19 protein-coding genes are annotated in these 15,286 nt (G+C 41.2%); 14 read left to right on the top strand and 5 right to left on the bottom strand.

Annotated features, from left to right (window positions below; translation table 11 throughout):
• Positions 1–64: 64 nt before the first annotated feature.
• The 7 genes from blaDIM to ACOB80_RS09400 all read left to right on the top strand — a co-directional run bounded on the left by blaDIM (position 65) and on the right by ACOB80_RS09400 (position 4,918).
• The gene (gene blaDIM, locus ACOB80_RS09430; RefSeq protein WP_473165572.1) at positions 65–790 is read left to right on the top strand and encodes a DIM/SIM/IMP family subclass B1 metallo-beta-lactamase; all 726 of its coding nucleotides are present in this window, start codon (positions 65–67) and stop codon (positions 788–790) included.
• Between the two features lie 39 nt (positions 791–829).
• A complete protein-coding gene (locus tag ACOB80_RS09425) occupies positions 830–1,279 on the top strand; it encodes a pyridoxamine 5'-phosphate oxidase family protein (RefSeq protein ID WP_473165571.1) in 450 nt (149 codons plus the stop codon).
• Positions 1,280–1,298: 19 nt separating this feature from the next.
• Positions 1,299–1,934: an NAD(P)H-dependent oxidoreductase gene (locus ACOB80_RS09420; protein WP_473165570.1), complete on the top strand. Its 636-nt coding sequence runs from the start codon at positions 1,299–1,301 to the stop codon at positions 1,932–1,934.
• Positions 1,935–1,948: 14 nt separating this feature from the next.
• Positions 1,949–2,338 carry a hypothetical protein gene (locus ACOB80_RS09415; RefSeq protein WP_473165569.1) on the top strand — a complete coding sequence of 130 codons (390 nt, stop codon included), beginning with the start codon at positions 1,949–1,951 and terminating at the stop codon, positions 2,336–2,338.
• Between the two features lie 93 nt (positions 2,339–2,431).
• Complete coding sequence (locus ACOB80_RS09410) at positions 2,432–3,379, top strand: glutaminase (RefSeq protein WP_473165568.1); 948 nt, start codon at positions 2,432–2,434, stop codon at positions 3,377–3,379.
• Between the two features lie 109 nt (positions 3,380–3,488).
• A complete protein-coding gene (locus ACOB80_RS09405) occupies positions 3,489–3,947 on the top strand; it encodes a methyltransferase family protein (RefSeq protein WP_473165567.1) in 459 nt (152 codons plus the stop codon).
• On the top strand, positions 3,938–4,918 hold the full coding sequence (locus tag ACOB80_RS09400) for a WD40 repeat domain-containing protein (RefSeq protein WP_473165566.1): 981 nt from the start codon (positions 3,938–3,940) through the stop codon (positions 4,916–4,918). Before ACOB80_RS09405 ends, ACOB80_RS09400 begins: the two co-directional genes overlap by 10 nt.
• Here the strand turns inward: ACOB80_RS09400 and ACOB80_RS09395 are convergent.
• The 3 genes from ACOB80_RS09395 to ACOB80_RS09385 form a co-directional block, all read right to left on the bottom strand.
• Complete coding sequence (locus ACOB80_RS09395; protein WP_473165565.1) at positions 4,908–5,828, bottom strand: kinase; 921 nt, start codon at positions 5,826–5,828, stop codon at positions 4,908–4,910. The two genes, ACOB80_RS09400 and ACOB80_RS09395, sit on opposite strands and share 11 nt — an antisense overlap.
• A gap of 91 nt (positions 5,829–5,919) precedes the next feature.
• Positions 5,920–6,756 (bottom strand): S-formylglutathione hydrolase, encoded by an 837-nt coding sequence (gene fghA, locus ACOB80_RS09390; protein WP_473165564.1) that lies wholly within the window; start codon positions 6,754–6,756, stop codon positions 5,920–5,922.
• 2 nt (positions 6,757–6,758) lie between these two features.
• On the bottom strand, positions 6,759–7,907 hold the full coding sequence (locus ACOB80_RS09385) for an S-(hydroxymethyl)glutathione dehydrogenase/class III alcohol dehydrogenase (protein WP_473165563.1): 1,149 nt from the start codon (positions 7,905–7,907) through the stop codon (positions 6,759–6,761).
• Positions 7,908–8,293: 386 nt separating this feature from the next.
• Between ACOB80_RS09385 and ACOB80_RS09380 the strand changes: the two genes are divergently transcribed.
• The 4 genes from ACOB80_RS09380 to ACOB80_RS09365 all read left to right on the top strand — a co-directional run bounded on the left by ACOB80_RS09380 (position 8,294) and on the right by ACOB80_RS09365 (position 11,694).
• A complete protein-coding gene (locus ACOB80_RS09380; protein WP_473165562.1) occupies positions 8,294–9,775 on the top strand; it encodes a methyl-accepting chemotaxis protein in 1,482 nt (493 codons plus the stop codon).
• 73 nt (positions 9,776–9,848) lie between these two features.
• On the top strand, positions 9,849–10,361 hold the full coding sequence (locus tag ACOB80_RS09375) for a DUF6436 domain-containing protein (RefSeq protein WP_473165561.1): 513 nt from the start codon (positions 9,849–9,851) through the stop codon (positions 10,359–10,361).
• Positions 10,362–10,373: 12 nt separating this feature from the next.
• On the top strand, positions 10,374–10,931 hold the full coding sequence (gene sigZ / locus ACOB80_RS09370; protein ID WP_473165560.1) for an RNA polymerase sigma factor SigZ: 558 nt from the start codon (positions 10,374–10,376) through the stop codon (positions 10,929–10,931).
• Positions 10,932–10,992: 61 nt separating this feature from the next.
• Complete coding sequence (locus ACOB80_RS09365; RefSeq protein ID WP_473165559.1) at positions 10,993–11,694, top strand: glutathione S-transferase family protein; 702 nt, start codon at positions 10,993–10,995, stop codon at positions 11,692–11,694.
• Between the two features lie 50 nt (positions 11,695–11,744).
• Here ACOB80_RS09365 and ACOB80_RS09360 read toward each other — a convergent pair whose 3' ends face one another.
• Positions 11,745–12,110: a winged helix-turn-helix transcriptional regulator gene (locus ACOB80_RS09360; protein WP_473165558.1), complete on the bottom strand. Its 366-nt coding sequence runs from the start codon at positions 12,108–12,110 to the stop codon at positions 11,745–11,747.
• A gap of 134 nt (positions 12,111–12,244) precedes the next feature.
• Here ACOB80_RS09360 and ACOB80_RS09355 point away from each other — a divergent pair, with 134 nt between their 5' ends.
• From ACOB80_RS09355 to ACOB80_RS09345, 3 genes are all read left to right on the top strand, one after another.
• Positions 12,245–12,826 carry an NAD(P)H-dependent oxidoreductase gene (locus ACOB80_RS09355; RefSeq protein WP_473165557.1) on the top strand — a complete coding sequence of 194 codons (582 nt, stop codon included), beginning with the start codon at positions 12,245–12,247 and terminating at the stop codon, positions 12,824–12,826.
• A gap of 14 nt (positions 12,827–12,840) precedes the next feature.
• Positions 12,841–13,383: a redoxin domain-containing protein gene (locus ACOB80_RS09350; protein WP_473165556.1), complete on the top strand. Its 543-nt coding sequence runs from the start codon at positions 12,841–12,843 to the stop codon at positions 13,381–13,383.
• 99 nt (positions 13,384–13,482) lie between these two features.
• Positions 13,483–14,274: a CPBP family intramembrane glutamic endopeptidase gene (locus ACOB80_RS09345; RefSeq protein WP_473165555.1), complete on the top strand. Its 792-nt coding sequence runs from the start codon at positions 13,483–13,485 to the stop codon at positions 14,272–14,274.
• Here the strand turns inward: ACOB80_RS09345 and ACOB80_RS09340 are convergent.
• Positions 14,252–15,022, bottom strand: a complete 771-nt coding sequence (locus tag ACOB80_RS09340; protein ID WP_473165554.1) for a substrate-binding periplasmic protein — start codon at positions 15,020–15,022, stop codon at positions 14,252–14,254. The two genes, ACOB80_RS09345 and ACOB80_RS09340, sit on opposite strands and share 23 nt — an antisense overlap.
• Positions 15,023–15,286: the final 264 nt, after the last annotated feature.

Raw genomic sequence — 15,286 nt, 5'->3', positions numbered from 1 at the left:
AGTATAGGGTTAATCAAAGTAGAGCTTGTAACAATAACCTGAAAATGAAGGAACACAACCCAACATGCAGCGACATATTTTACTGACTTTACTTGCTTTATTGTTTGCGAACTTGAGCTTTGCACAAGAAAAGCTACCCGAACCCGTGATAGAGAAAATCTATCACAATGTTTATTTACATAAATCCTATCAAAAGGTGAAAGGCTTTGGCCTAGTTAGCTCTAATGGCTTAGTTGTTGTTGATGGCGACAACGCGTTTATTATTGACACGCCGTGGTCAGCTAAAGACACCAAAACGTTAGTTAATTGGATTAAGACCAATGGCTATAACGTGGCTGGTAGTGTATCAACCCATTCTCATGATGATACGAGTGCTGGCATCGGTTGGTTAAACGAACATGGCTTTAGCACTTACGCCTCACAACAAACGAATAGGCTATTAAAGCAAGCGGGCAAAGCCCAAGCTAATCATAGCTTTAATGAATCGATATTTACTTTGCCACAGACGGATATTGAAGTTTTCTACCCAGGAGAAGGCCATGCTCCGGACAACGTTGTCGTGTGGTTGCCCAAGCAAAAGCTGTTATTTGGTGGCTGTTTAGTCAAAAGTCTAGCGAGTAAAACCTTAGGGTATGTTGGCGATGCTAATATTCCGCAATGGCCTAAAACTATCAAGAATGTACTAGCTCAGTATCCTAATGTGCTTATGGTGGTGCCAGGTCATGGCCGAGTAGGTGATATCTCTTTGTTAGACAATACTCACCGACTAGCAATGGATAATCAAAAATAATGTAGTAAACGCAATTAACACTGGTTGAAGGATGACAATATGTTAACGCAAGAAATAAAAAATTCGATTGATGAAAGCATTTTAGGCTGGCTTGCTACGGCAAGTGCAACAGGTGAACCTAATTGCTCACCGAAAGAAGTGTTTACTTATCTAGGTGATAGTCATATTTTGGTGGCACATATTGCATCGCCAATCAGTGTTCGTAATGTTAAAGAAAACGCAAACGTTTGCTTGAGCTTTGTCCATGTATATAAACAAAAAGGCTTTAAAGTAACTGGTATAGCTGAGTATATCGCCGAAAGTGATGGTGAGTTTGACGCTCTGTACCAGACAATAAATCCAATCTCTGGAGGTTTCCCAGTAAAAGGTATTATTCGAATTTCGGTGACAAAAGCACAACCAATTATTGCGCCTAGCTACTTTCTAGTAGCGGGCACCACAGAAGAGAGTCAAATAGAAAGCGCTAAACAAGCTTATAATGCTGTTTAGCGATAAAAATGGAGTAAAAATGAAGGTCTTGATCGTTAGTGCCAGCCAAAGAAAGAATTCAATGAGCATGGCACTTTCTCAGTATATTAATCAAAACGCTTTCCAAAAAAAGCCACAGGTAGACACAGATATTATTGAGCTAAGCCAATTTCCGGTTTTACTGGATCATTACGGTGAAAGCCAAGGTAGAGATGACGAATTACAGCAACAAAAAGAATATCTACTAACAAAATTATACGCGTGTGACGCAATCGTTTTTGTGGTACCTGAGTGGGGCGGAATGGTGCCACCAGCTTTAGTGAATTTACTGTTGTTAACGGCAAATGGCTCAGCAGGAGGCTTACCATTAGGCCATAAGCCGGCTTTTGCCATTGGTGTTTCTGCATCAGGTGGTGGAGCAAACCCTATCTCGTTACTTAAGGCTTATGCGGCGAAAAACAGTCATGTAACTTGGTTGCCGTTGCATGCGGTGGTGCAAAACGTTGAGGACTTTATTAACACTCCCTGGCAACCAGATGCATCTGGATCACGCATTTATAATGTACAATCGAGAATTGACGTAGGATTGAAAGCGCTCGCTATTTATGCCGAGCAACTAAAACCAGCGAGAGAGCAGTTGGTTACTTTATCTAAAGTTAACCCTTTTGGGCAGTAAATGAGGATTCACTGATGGGCCAATATGTCCGTAGTTATGTAATTATCGCATTTGCGTTTTTTGCCAGTCTGCCTAACTCAACTTGTGCCGCTCAACATGATAAACAAGCGGCGTTATCTTGCGACATTAACGGCATTTGGCAACATGCAGATAAAGACGCCGCTTTGGATATTAGTTTAGCCGAGGGGACTATTAGTGTTAATCGTCATGCTTCAAACAAAAATGCAGTAGGCCAAGTGGTGTTAAAAGACCTTAAGCATATCCATGCTGGTAATTGGTCTGGACAAATGTACGCCGCAGCAACTGATGGATATGTGGGTGTTGATATAACGAGTAGTGACTGTCAATCGCTTACAGTGACGCACCAAGGACAAACAATTCTTACTTTGTTGCGCACTAAATAGCATAACAGGTGAAGATTAGTTATTTAGAAAAGCACTAGTCAGTGCCGACGGTTATGTAATAAACTTGTTAATATTACAAGATAACTTTCAGATTTGAATAAATTTATTGTGTCAAACCTTACCACTACCGATTATCAGGCCTTTATCGAGCAAGCCGTAGAAAGTAGCAGCCAACTGCCACTTGTTGGTGACGTTGCTTCATACATTCCTCAACTGGTTGAAGTTGATCCTTCATGCTTTGGTGTTCACCTGCGTACAGTGGATGGTAGACAATTCGGTTATGGCGACTCTGAACAATTATTTTCTATTCAAAGTATTACTAAGGTCCTTTCGCTAACCTTAGCCTTTAAGCATTTAGGGGCAAAGCTATGGGAAAGAGTCAGCGTTGAACCATCAGGTTCGCCCTTTAATTCACTTGGGCAGCTGCAATATGAAAAGGGCATTCCCCGAAACCCTTTTATTAATTCAGGTGCCATTGTTGTTTGTGATGTTTTGGTGGGGCTATATGACGATCCATTGGCAGCATTGCTCACCTTTGTACGCCAATTGTCAGGCAACGAATCACTTAGCGTAAATCAGGCAGTGGCTGCGTCAGAAAAAGCACACGCTTATCGCAATTTAGCCTTGGCTAATTTAATGAAAGACTTGGGTAATATCGATAATGATATAGACAAGGTGCTTGATTTGTACTTTAACCTTTGTGCGATAGAAATGAGTTGCAAAGATCTAGCGCAAACATTTGCATTTTTAGCGCATCACGGAACTAACCCTCTGAACCAAGAACAAATATTATCGACAAGTGAAGCCAAGCGTATTAATGCCATCATGCAAACGTGTGGTTTCTATGATGAAGCAGGAGAGTTTTCATACCGTGTTGGCCTGCCAGGTAAAAGTGGTGTAGGCGGAGGAATTATTGCTGTGCACCCTGGGCAGTTTTCGGTAGCTGTTTGGAGCCCCCCCCTAAATAAAAAAGGGAACTCTGAACGAGGTATGAAATTCCTAGAAGCCTTTACCACAGTATCTCAGTCGTCGATTTTCTAGTATTTCCTCTTTTATTTTTTGGGTTTTATCTATAGGGAATATTGGCTAAACAAACCTATTGTTTTCGGGTATGCTAGCGGTAAATAATACCAAAGCGCATACTGGATAAATGTCTCGTCTTGAATTAAAAGTACCCCCTTTACTGTTATTATTTATATTTATGGCATTGGCCTATTTCACGCCCGTTTTGTTGCCTTATGAACTCACAGGCACTTTTAAATATATAATGGTTGGAGCAATAAGTGGTTTAGGCTTAGGGGTGATATTGGCTGGCGTTATTGCCTTTAAGCGACATCAAACTACCGTAAACCCTGTGTCACCGCAGGATAGTAGTTCGCTAGTAACTTCAAGTATTTATCGCTTTACTCGCAACCCTATGTACTTAGGCTTTGCGCTCTTATTACTTGCGTGGACGATTTGGTTACAAGACTTGTTTTTATTAATTTGGGTTGGTGTTTTTATTCAGTACTTAACACACCTACAAATTATTCCAGAAGAGCGTATGCTAAATCAATTGTTTGGCCAGCCATTTCAAGCGTATTGTCACAAGGTTAGAAGATGGATTTAAAGAAGATGAAAAACATCGTTTCGATAGCTTTACTGTCGCTATTAGCTGGATGTTTTAATGGCGGAGAGCCTCATTCGCAAGCCAGCAAAACGCTTGTCTTGACAGATCAAATAGTAAAAGCTGCTGATATCAGTGATGATGGAAAATATTCCCTTATTAGCGATAACAAACAAGTTTGTCTTTGGGATAATATTCAAGAAAAACAAAACTACTGTATAACCACCCCAGATGCGCAGTTAATAGAGTTACTGGGATTCTATTCTACAGGTCGTTACTTTTACACCTCAAACCGCGTTAATGTTCATGTTTACCGAGTAGATACCGGTAGGTTGATGAGTGTTTGGTCTGCTGGCGACAACATCATAAACGATATTGCGGTGTCTGATGACGAGCGTGTGTTGGTGTTTGGTTTTAGAACAGGCCAAGCAAGTGTTGTACAAACCTTTGGAAAGACTGTAAACACTTACACACCTCACAGGCTAGATATTAACAGCGTTAGTATTTCAGCAGACGGTCAATGGGTCTTGTCTGGCTCTAGCGATAAAAACGCAACGCTGTGGCACAGTAGCAACGGTGAAATTAAACGTGAGATTAAGCAAACAACACGTATTAATTTTGTCGCCATGTCTAAAGATGCGAAGTCGGCATTTACTTTAGACGCCGTGAAAGACAGAAATTTTTGGCAATTAGATCAGCAAGAGCCTGCCGCCGAGTTACAAGACATGGTCAACTTTATGGAAGTAAACCAAGCGGGCTTTTCTAAAGACAATAAACGAATGTTAACAGGTTCGCCAAAGCAAAAGCTTCAGCTTTGGGACACAACCACAGGGGAGCGCATTGCGTTTTGGCTAACAGATAGAGCACCAGACAGAATGAGAAGCTCGGTACTGGCTGTTGGCTATCTTAATAACAATAAAGTTGCTAGCCTAACCAGTGACGGTATTTACCAAGAATGGCCTGTTAATCTTTAAAGGTGCTTTTTAGCTCACTAACGTTGCGCTGTTGGTCAAGTCTGATGACAACATCAGCAAGCTTAGGCATTTGTTCTAACGCAGCATTTGTGAGTCGTTCAAAGTAGCAAATAAATTGAGCAACTTCTTCTGGTGACATAATTTTATGGTTAGTCGTTTTAACTCTATTGGCCAGTTTGTTTTCTTGCTCTAATCGCCACTGATACACACAGTCAAAGCTGGGGGCAAGTATAGCAACCCAAGTATTCATCAGAGTATATAAAGGTTGATAGTGCTTGGTCAGTTGCTGATTAACATAGTGTCGCCACTGACCACTTTCATCTTGCTTCTCCTCTAAGGCGTTTATCGGATGAACAAGTGTTTCAGGTGATTGTGGCTCTACACCCCAGCACCAGCCTTCAACAATAACAATATCAACAGGGTCTGTAATTCGCTGCCATTGCGACTTGTCTGCCACATCATCAATCGCCTTATTAAAGCGAGGAATGTCGATGGGCGTTTGTTGCTGGTTGAGCAATTGAAGTACAGAATTTAGCTGTTGGACATTATGAGTACCGGGTACACCGCGTGTTTTTAAAAGCGGATGTATCTCTTTGCTTAAGTTTAAGCGCTCTTTGTGACTAAGGTAAAAGTCATCGAGAGAGAAACTACACACTTTGAGTTGATATTGATCCCTTAAATAACGGGTGAGAAATGCGGTAAGCGTCGTTTTCCCACTTCCTTGACAGCCGTTAAGGCCGATGAAAAAAGGTGCTATTTGTTGCTTGGTAGTGTGTTGTTCGGCTTTGTATTGCTCAGAGCGAGTTGCTATTGCGCTAGCAAGTGGGGCAAAAAACTGCTCTGCAGTGTGCACAAATGATTTGGTCAACTGATGTTTGTCTGCAAAGCCTTTAACATAGGAATTATTCATAACGTATGCGTTTAAGTGGCGAGCTTATAAACCAAATAAGCCCGCCTTAACCATTCTTTAAACTGCGCTGAGTCAAGCTAAGTAAGCAAAACTAAGCCGTTAAAAATTGGTGGTGAAAAGCCAAATGTTCGTCGATAAAGCTGCTAATGAAATAGTAACTATGATCGTAGCCTTCGCGCATATTTAAGGTAAGTGGCGACTGACTTAATTCTGCTGCTGCCACTAATGCGTCAGGCATTAGCTGTTCTTCAAGGAAGTTATCAGCATCACCTTGATCCACTAATATTGGTAAGGAAGACTGTTGATGTGTTAACAGGTAAGTCGCATCGTAATGCATCCAATCGGTTACCGTATCACCTAAATAAGCACTAAATGCTTTTCTACCCCAAGGGCAACGAATAGGGTTAGCTATTGGACTAAATGCAGAAATACTGGTGTATCTATCTGAATTTTTAAGACCGATTGTTAGCGCGCCGTGTCCGCCCATGCTGTGACCTGAAATGGCACGCTTTTGAGAGACCGGAAAATTAGCTTCTACAAGCTGTGGCAATTCATTGACGACATAATCGTACATGTGAAAATGCTTGTTCCACGGCGCTTGCGTCGCATTTAGATAAAAGCCTGCGCCTTGACCAAGATCGTATCCTTCGTCATTAGCGACACCGTCACCACGCGGGCTTGTATCCGGAGCAACAATCGCTATGCCTAACTCTGCAGCTTTACGAAACGCACCTGCCTTTTGCATAAAGTTTTCATCTGTACAGGTTAAGCCTGACAACCAGTAAAGCACTGGCACCGGCTGACCGCTATTAGCATTTGGCGGCAAAAAAATAGCAAAACGCATCGAACAATTAACAGTTTCACTCTGGTGGCTAAACTGCTGATGAGTACCACCAAATACTTTGGTTTCTGACACTTTTTCTAACATGGTTATTTATCCATATGAACAACAGAACGAATACTTTTGCCTTCGTGCATTAAATCAAAAGCGTCATTAATGCCGTTGAGGTCCATGGTATGGGTAATGAATTCCTGAAGGCCAAACTCGCCAGCTAAGTACTGTTCTACAATGCCTGGAAGTTCACTTCTACCCTTTACGCCGCCAAATGCGGTACCGCGCCATACTCGGCCTGTAACCAGCTGGAATGGGCGAGTTGAAATTTCTTGTCCAGCACCCGCTACACCAATAATGACAGACTCACCCCAACCTTTGTGACAACACTCAAGTGCTTGTCGCATCACGTTGACGTTACCAATACACTCGAAGGAGTAATCAACACCGCCGTCTGTAATATCAACGATGTGTTCTTGAATCGGTTTATCCACATGTTGAGGGTTAATCACATCTGTCGCGCCTAACTGCTTGGCTAAATCGAATTTACTTTCGTTAATATCGACTCCGATTATACGGCTAGCGCCTGCCATCCTGGCGCCAATAACCGCTGAAAGGCCGATGCCACCTAAACCGAAAATAGCTACTGTGTCACCTTTTTCGACTTTTGCCGTGTTTAAAACCGCGCCCATGCCGGTGGTAACACCACAACCGAGCAAACAAACTTCTTCTAAAGGTGCTTCTTTACTTACTTTTGCCAGAGAAATTTCAGGTAAGACTGTGTATTCAGAAAATGTAGAACAACCCATGTAATGGTAAATAGTTTTACCGTCTTTTGAAAAACGTGATGTACCATCTGGCATTAAGCCTTTACCTTGAGTTTCTCGAACGGCTTGGCACAAGTTAGTTTTACCTGACTTACAGAATTTACACTCGCCACATTCTGCGGTGTAAAGCGGAATAACGTGGTCGCCAACTTCGACACTAGTAACGCCTTCGCCAACCATTTCTACAATACCGCCGCCTTCATGTCCAAGAATGGAAGGGAAAACGCCTTCAGGATCATCACCTGACAGTGTAAATGCGTCGGTATGACATACGCCAGTCGCAACGATGCGAATAAGAACCTCACCTGCTTTTGGTAGTTCAACATCGACTTCTTCGATTGAAAGGGGCTCACCAGCGGCCCAGGCTACTGCTGCTTTGCTTTTTATACTTGTTTGTCCAGGTTGCAGAGCTAATGCCATGTTTATCTCCTTTGGGGGGTGCATTAATTTTTCCGTGGATCTTACTGTAGCACACTAGGGCGTGTCGATCTTTCAGGGTTAAATTTTGTTCGAATTAAATGCATTTAAACGAATCCTGAGGACAGCATTTATCTTCCCTTTCTAGTGCGTTATCGCTTATTTATGTGGAATAACCACATGAGATAAGATCTGTCTTGTATAAAAACATGATAAATTGCTGCAAAAATAGCCTCGAAAGATCAACACGCCCTAGATAAATAAATGACGGCGACCTAAATCTCAATAAATTGGTAACACTTTAATCTGGTTTAGTTTTATTTTCGTACAAAAATTGAACTACACTTTTAAACAGTAGCCTGTGTTAATCAGATCAGTTAGGTGGTGTTATGGAATATCCTTGGACAACCAAAGCTAATAGCGTGTTTCGTGGCGTTCTTATTGGACAATTTATCTTAACGCTAATCATCGCATTTTTTACTGGAACTTGGGTCATCGGCATAGTACTTGGGTTATTAACAATTGCTTTGCCAATAGGCTTGATTCACTCAATGCCTCACGCACCCATTACTCGTCATGTGGTTGGCATTGCAGTGCAACTTATGACGGCACTACATATTCAGCAAGCCATGGGTCTAACTGAAATGCACTTTGAAATCTTTGTCATGCTCGCGTTTTTAAGCTTTTATCGAGATTGGCGAGTTATTTTAAGCAGTGTTGTTTTTGTTGCTGTGCATCACGTACTGTTTTTCATTACCCAAAGCCAAGGAATGCCCACCTATATTTTTGAGCCTGAACAAGTATTCTTTTACTTGTTGTCGCTCCATGCATTATTCGCCATTACAGAAGCCGGGCTTCTAATGGTGGTCGCAAAAGGTAGCTTTGCCGAGGCGCAAGCAGCGTATACCTTGTCTTCTTCTGTGAAAGAAATTTTGGCTTCGGATGGTCACTTCAAGCTTAATGTCGAGCTAAATAAGGAGAATAAAGAGCTAAGGGAATTTAACGACTTAATTACTTCTTTTTCAGGCTTTATTGGACAGGCAAAGGGCGTTAGTGGTGATGTCATGAATTTGTCTCACGATGTTGCTAAATTAACTGGCAGCGTAAATGACGCCAGTGACGAAAATGCCACACAAATAGATATGATCGCCACCGCGACGGAAGAAATGACTGCTGCTAATGCCGAAGTGGCAACGTTAGCGAATAATGTTAATGAATTAATTAGTAACGCGTTTAATCGTTCAGGTGAGGCCAAAGGTATTATTACAGCTTCAAGTGGCGATATTACGCAATTGAAAGCAGACTTATCGGATACCGCTACCGGCATTGGAGAGCTTGCTGACAAGTGCGATAAAATTGAAGAAGTGATGTCTGCGATTAAAGCAATTTCTGATCAAACCAATCTATTGGCATTAAATGCCGCCATTGAGTCGGCACGAGCGGGTGATCATGGTCGAGGCTTTGCGGTTGTTGCTGATGAGGTGAGACAGTTAGCGCTGAGAACGAGAGAAAACGCTGAGCAAATTAGCGATATAACCGCTTCGTTGATCAGTGACGCATCTCGCTCGGTGGATCAAATGACGAATTGCTTAACAAAGGTGGATACTGCTGTGGATTCTTCAGAGCAAGCATGTCATGTTATCGATAACGTCGTAGAAGATATTGAAAACGTTACTGAAAATGTTGCCTCCGTGGCCGCAGCAGCTGAAGAGCAATCGTCGGTTTCTTCAAGTATTTCTCAGTCAACACAAGAGTTGTCGACTATTGTTGAGCAATTAAAAGGCTATGCCAACGATGCGGGTGAGAACTTTGAACAGTTATATCACCAAATAGAAATTTTAAATAAAGAGCTAGGTCGATTTGATGCTTAGCATTTAATACTATGGTTATGGGTTAATTTTCGAAGAGTGTTAACAACTGAATAAATTATATTTATTGGTGGCAGTGTGGTTAGTGTTAATGCTCGCTGGCATCTTGTATACCACGAATACTAATTTAAAGGTGTTCGACCCTAATGCTGAGCTGATTGATCGGATGCGTCACTTGTCTTTTGATCGTGACGTAGCGCAATTACTACAACAACAAGGAATTGATACGGTAAACACCGTTGTTCATTTTCGCGATGATAACTGTATTTGCAATTTCATTGCTAAGCCCCATATCAACTCAGTAAAAGCTTTAGCGGAAAATTCCGCGAAGAAAAATGTTGTTGTGGCATTTAATGAAATAGCAGACATCGCCAACATCATACCTTCAGTCCCTGCTGTCGCTGTATTTGATGAATTGGGCGCACTATCTTATTTAGGCCCTTATTCGACCGGTATGTATTGTTCGCCTAACCAAGGAATTGTCGAGCCTTTTATTCGAGCGCAAGAACAGGCTTTTCGTCCTGACAGTGCAACGATTATTGCCGAAGCAAAAGGTTGCTACTGTTTGTTAACACCCAGCGAAACATAACCTGTAATTTTTATGATGAACAACCAAGCACTCGTAGATATTTGGGCGGAGTACCGCCATAGCCTAAAACGATTTTTACACAGTAAGATTGCTCAAGAGCAAGATGCAGAAGACTTATTACAAGATATTTTAATGAAGTCTTTTCAACACCACGACTCCTTGCAACAACCTGAAAAGGCTAAGTCTTGGCTATTTCAAATTGCTAACAATGCAGTTATTGATTACTACCGAAAGAAAGGGCGGTATGTCACTGTGGAAGACCATCCTTTGTGGCATACGCAAGAAGAACAACACAACGTAATAACAGAGCTTAATGGCTGTCTACTTCCATTTATTCAATCTTTGCCACCAGAGCAAGCGGAACTGCTTATTGAAAGTGATATTCATGGTCAATCACAAAAAGATTTAGCTAAATCGCTGCAAGTTAATTATTCGACCGTAAAATCGAGAGTACAAGTTGCTAGAAATTCTTTGCGTGAACTATTTGATGCCTGCTGTGGCTTTACGTTAGATGCGCAAGGTAACTTATTGGAAATTAAACCAAAAAAAGAAAGTTGTAAAAAATGCTAATTTATTTTCGTCTTTTCTAATGGTGCTGCGTCTTATAGGGCACATACACCAAGAGGATATTATGATGAAAATTATTAGCTTTAAAATTTGCCCATTTGTTCAACGTGTTACTGCAGCATTGGCGGCGAAAGGTATTGATTACGACATTGAGTACATTAGTTTAAAAGACAAGCCACAATGGTTTCTAGATATTTCACCTAACGGTCAAGTACCTGTACTCATTGCAGATAATGGTGAAGTGTTGTTTGAGTCTGACGCTATTATTGAATATTTAGATGAAGTAACGCCTCTTTTAGAAGAAGGCGTGTCGCCAGAGCAACGCGCTAAAGATCGCGCTTGGAGTTATCTCGCGGCAAAAAATTACTTAGTTCAGTGTAGTGCTATGCGCAGCGCAACTGCAGAAATACTAAGCGAACGCGGCAATAAACTGAGAACAGCGTTTGCGAAAGTGGAACAAGTGTTAGGTGAAGGCCCTTATTTTAAAGGAGAAGTATTGAGCAATGTCGATATAGCTTGGCTTACATTGCTACATCGCGCCGATATTATTGAACGCCATACTGGTTATGACTTTTTACAGGGTTTGCCAAAAGTGAAAAAGTGGCAAGCAGCGTTGATGAAAACTGGCTTAGCTGAACAGTCTGTAGCAGAAGATTTTGAGCAAAAATTCACAGACTTCTATTTATCAAAAGATACGTTTCTAGGCAATGGTTGCCAACCTTGTTCACCAAGTAACGATGTTTGTAAATCAGGTAGCTGCTGCTAACAATTTGCGTGGATAAAATGCCCGAGTGTCAGTTGACGCTTGGGCATTTATTAGGTTAACGCAATGTTGTTTGATTCAGACCAAACTCGCAATTGTTCTAAAATGGAAAGTGCGGAACGACCAAACTCTGTTAACTCATAAGTAACTGCGATGGGCCTGTCGTTGATTACGGTTCTTAGTACCATACCTTCGAGCTCTAATTCCTTTAAACGTTGATCGACCATTTTCTTACTAGCGCCACCTAACATTCGTACTAAATCATTAAATCGAACAGGATCATCTTTCAAATGATAAATAATTGATCCCTTCCATTTTCCGCCGATTAATCGCATACCTTTTTCGATGGCGCATGGCTCCAAGCATGCGTTTTTAACTGTTTTTCGACCGTTATTGTCAGTTTCTACTAGACTGTGCATATCAGTTTTTTATCTCAAAATGGGTGGAGTAAAAAGTAGGTTACTAAAAGTTAACTAATTGAATAAGTAAATTAGGTTACTAAAATAGACCGGTATTCAAAAGCGAGTTTACAGAAAAAAAGGAAAATTAGCGAATGAGTAAAGTTCTTATTATTAATGGTCATCAATACTACCCTTTTTCTGAAGGGCGTTTAAACGCTACCCTAGTGGACAAAGCGGTGAATATTCTTACTCAAAAGGGTCATGAAACACGCGTGGTAACTATGTCCGAAGAGGTAAATGTTGATAGGGAGCTCGAAAATCATCTTTGGGCAGACTATGTCTTGCTACAAACACCAGTAAATTGGATGGGCGTTACTTGGTCATTTAAAAAATATATGGATCATGTCTATTCCGCTGGTATGGCAGGGGCTTTGTGTAATGGTGATGGACGCACAGCTGAACAGCCTAAAAAAAACTACGGTACAGGTGGCACGCTAGCGGGCAAAAAGTACATGTTGTCTCTGACCTTTAATGCGCCGAGTGAATCCTTTGGTGATCCAAATGAATTCTTTGAAGGTAAATCTGTAGATGATTTGCTTTTGCCAATGCATATGAATTTTAAATTTTTTAGTATGTCGGCATTACCTACGTTTGCAGCTTACGATGTAATGAAAAATGCAGATATAGACAGTGATTTAGCCCGTTTCACTCGACACATCCAAGATAATTTCTAAAGGGGATAATGGCCATGTCGTCAAATTATACAGATAAACTTCACGCAGGTGCTGCGTTTCCCTCAATAAACGTGGCATTGTCGAAAGATGAGTCCATTCCTTTGGGAGTACCCGTAAAACAAGGGGATTGGCAGTTAGTACTGGTATATCGAGGGAGACATTGCCCATTATGTACTAAGTATTTGAATCAATTACAAACTTACAAAGAACAATTTAGTGCTTTAGGCGTAGATATTTTAGCAGTTTCTGGTGACAGTGAAGCGCAACTTAGAGAGCACAGATCGCGATTAGACGTCGACTTTCCAATTGCATATGGATTGAGCTTAGAGCAAATGAAAACACTGGGGTTATATATTTCAGATCCTAGATCTGAACAAGAGACGGATCATCCATTTGCCGAACCTGGGCTTTTCATTGTCAATGAACATGGCACTATCCAAGTAGTCGATATTTCGAATAATCCCTTTGTAAGGCCAGAGCTTCAAGCCCTAGTCAATGGTATCGCTTGGATCAGAAATCCTGACAATAATTACCCAATAAGAGGAATGCATCGATAAATTTCGTTTTATTTACTTACATCTTACTTATATTTTTACGTACTTTTCCCTGTAATAATAAACGCAATTCATACATGTGTTTAAATTACAGGGAAGATGATGACGCAGCCTTTGTATTCTATTGAAAATATAGAAAAACCTGCCCTTTCTTCAAATATGAATTGGCCTTTATTTGGGTTAATTCTGCTCGCTACTATTAGTTCAAATTTAGCAAGCCTTGCTTATAATCAGTGGCAACAAGCTGAACCGGTTTTTCCTGTGTTGGTGCCCAGTACGCTATTTCTTACCTTATTAAGTGCACCGTGTATTTATTTTGGTTTAAAGTTTAAGGCGTCGTTAGGCTTAGCGCCGCAAAGTTTCTATCACGTACTTACCAATAAAGCTAACGATGATGAACGGATACTAATTTGGCGTAATATTATTCGTGCCGCCATTTTAGGGGTAATCGTCGGTACTTTTGTTGTATCGCTGCACCTCTTTTTGAAGCCTGATATATCAGGCGGCTTACCTACTTTTGGCTCTCGTGGGCCAATAGGTGGTTTCTTGGTAGCTTTGCGAGCAGGCATTGGTGAGGAAGTATGGTTTCGCTTAGGCGTTATGACCGCAGCAGTGTGGGCGGCTACTCGGTTGGTGAATCAGAAAAAGCCAAGTGATGGCGTAATTTGGGTCGTTATCTTGGTAGCTGCGCTTTTGTTTGCGCTGTCTCATATACCTCAGCTAAACGAGTATGACTCGATAACCCCTGTAGCTATTTTGGGGACGATCATTGGTAACTGCGTTGTCGGCACCTTATTTGGTTGGTGTTATTGGCGCTATAGCTTATTTGCCGCAATAATTGCCCACTTTTCTGTTGATATTGTGATTCATTTTATTCCAGCGTTTTTTCTCTAGGGGGTAAATACCTGTTAATAATTTGCTGAATTTCATTGTTATTCTTCATTGCGGTTAATTGGCTATTGAAGGCGTCGCGTAATGCTCGCTGATGAAACCCGACTGCAGCAGGTACTTCAGGGATAACATAATGCTCTTGAACCGATGAAGGCTCATAGCCTGGTACATGAAGCGCTGCGAAGTAATGGAAAATGTAGTAATCGAGAACTATGGCGTCGACTCTATTACTGAGCAATAGTTTGGGAAAAACAGACATATCATACATCTCTCGATAGTCGTTTTGGGCACTCATTTTGATAAAATCATCGCCAAAATATCCTTGTGCACCTTGAAAAGTCGCGATTTTTAACCCTTTAATCTCACTGAGAGAAGCAAAACTAACTTTTTTATTGCTTAGCGTAAAAACGGTAGGCTTGTAGTTAATTACCGGATCGGACACAAAGAAACTCTTGGTGTCTTGCTGAAAAAAGGTCGGTACGGTGGCGTCTGCTCTTCCTTGCTCAACCATTAGTTTTGCGCGAGCTAACGGCGCATATTGTAGATGTGTATCGACTCCCATTTTAGCGAAAACGGCTTTGACGATATCAATATCAATACCCGCATCCGTTTCTTTTATCATGTGAGGCGGGCCATCATCTGACACTAATGAAACGGTGCGACTATCTGTTAATTTAGCATTGGTAGCAGAAAGCTGAAATGCGCAAACTAGCAGTGTTAAGGTAAGTGCGACTTGTTTAATCGTATCCATGAATAACAATAAGCGAATAAAGCATATTATTTAGCTTATATCATGGATGCTAAGACGCAATGTAAAGTCGGATTTTTCTTGCGTTAAAACAAAAAATGCCAGCGGAAAGCTGGCATTTTACTTTTTATTGAATTGCTAGGGCGTGTTGAACTTTCAGGGTTAAATTTTGTTCGAATTAAATGCATTTTTATCGCGGCACTTGTGATACGCATAGTTATTCTACGCACAGAGCAAGTAACAATGAGAAAAGTGCATTTAAACGAA

Source organism: Thalassotalea coralli (assembly GCF_055786205.1).
Note: the sequence above shows the minus strand (reverse complement) of the source record. Positions and strands in the feature narration are given on the sequence as shown.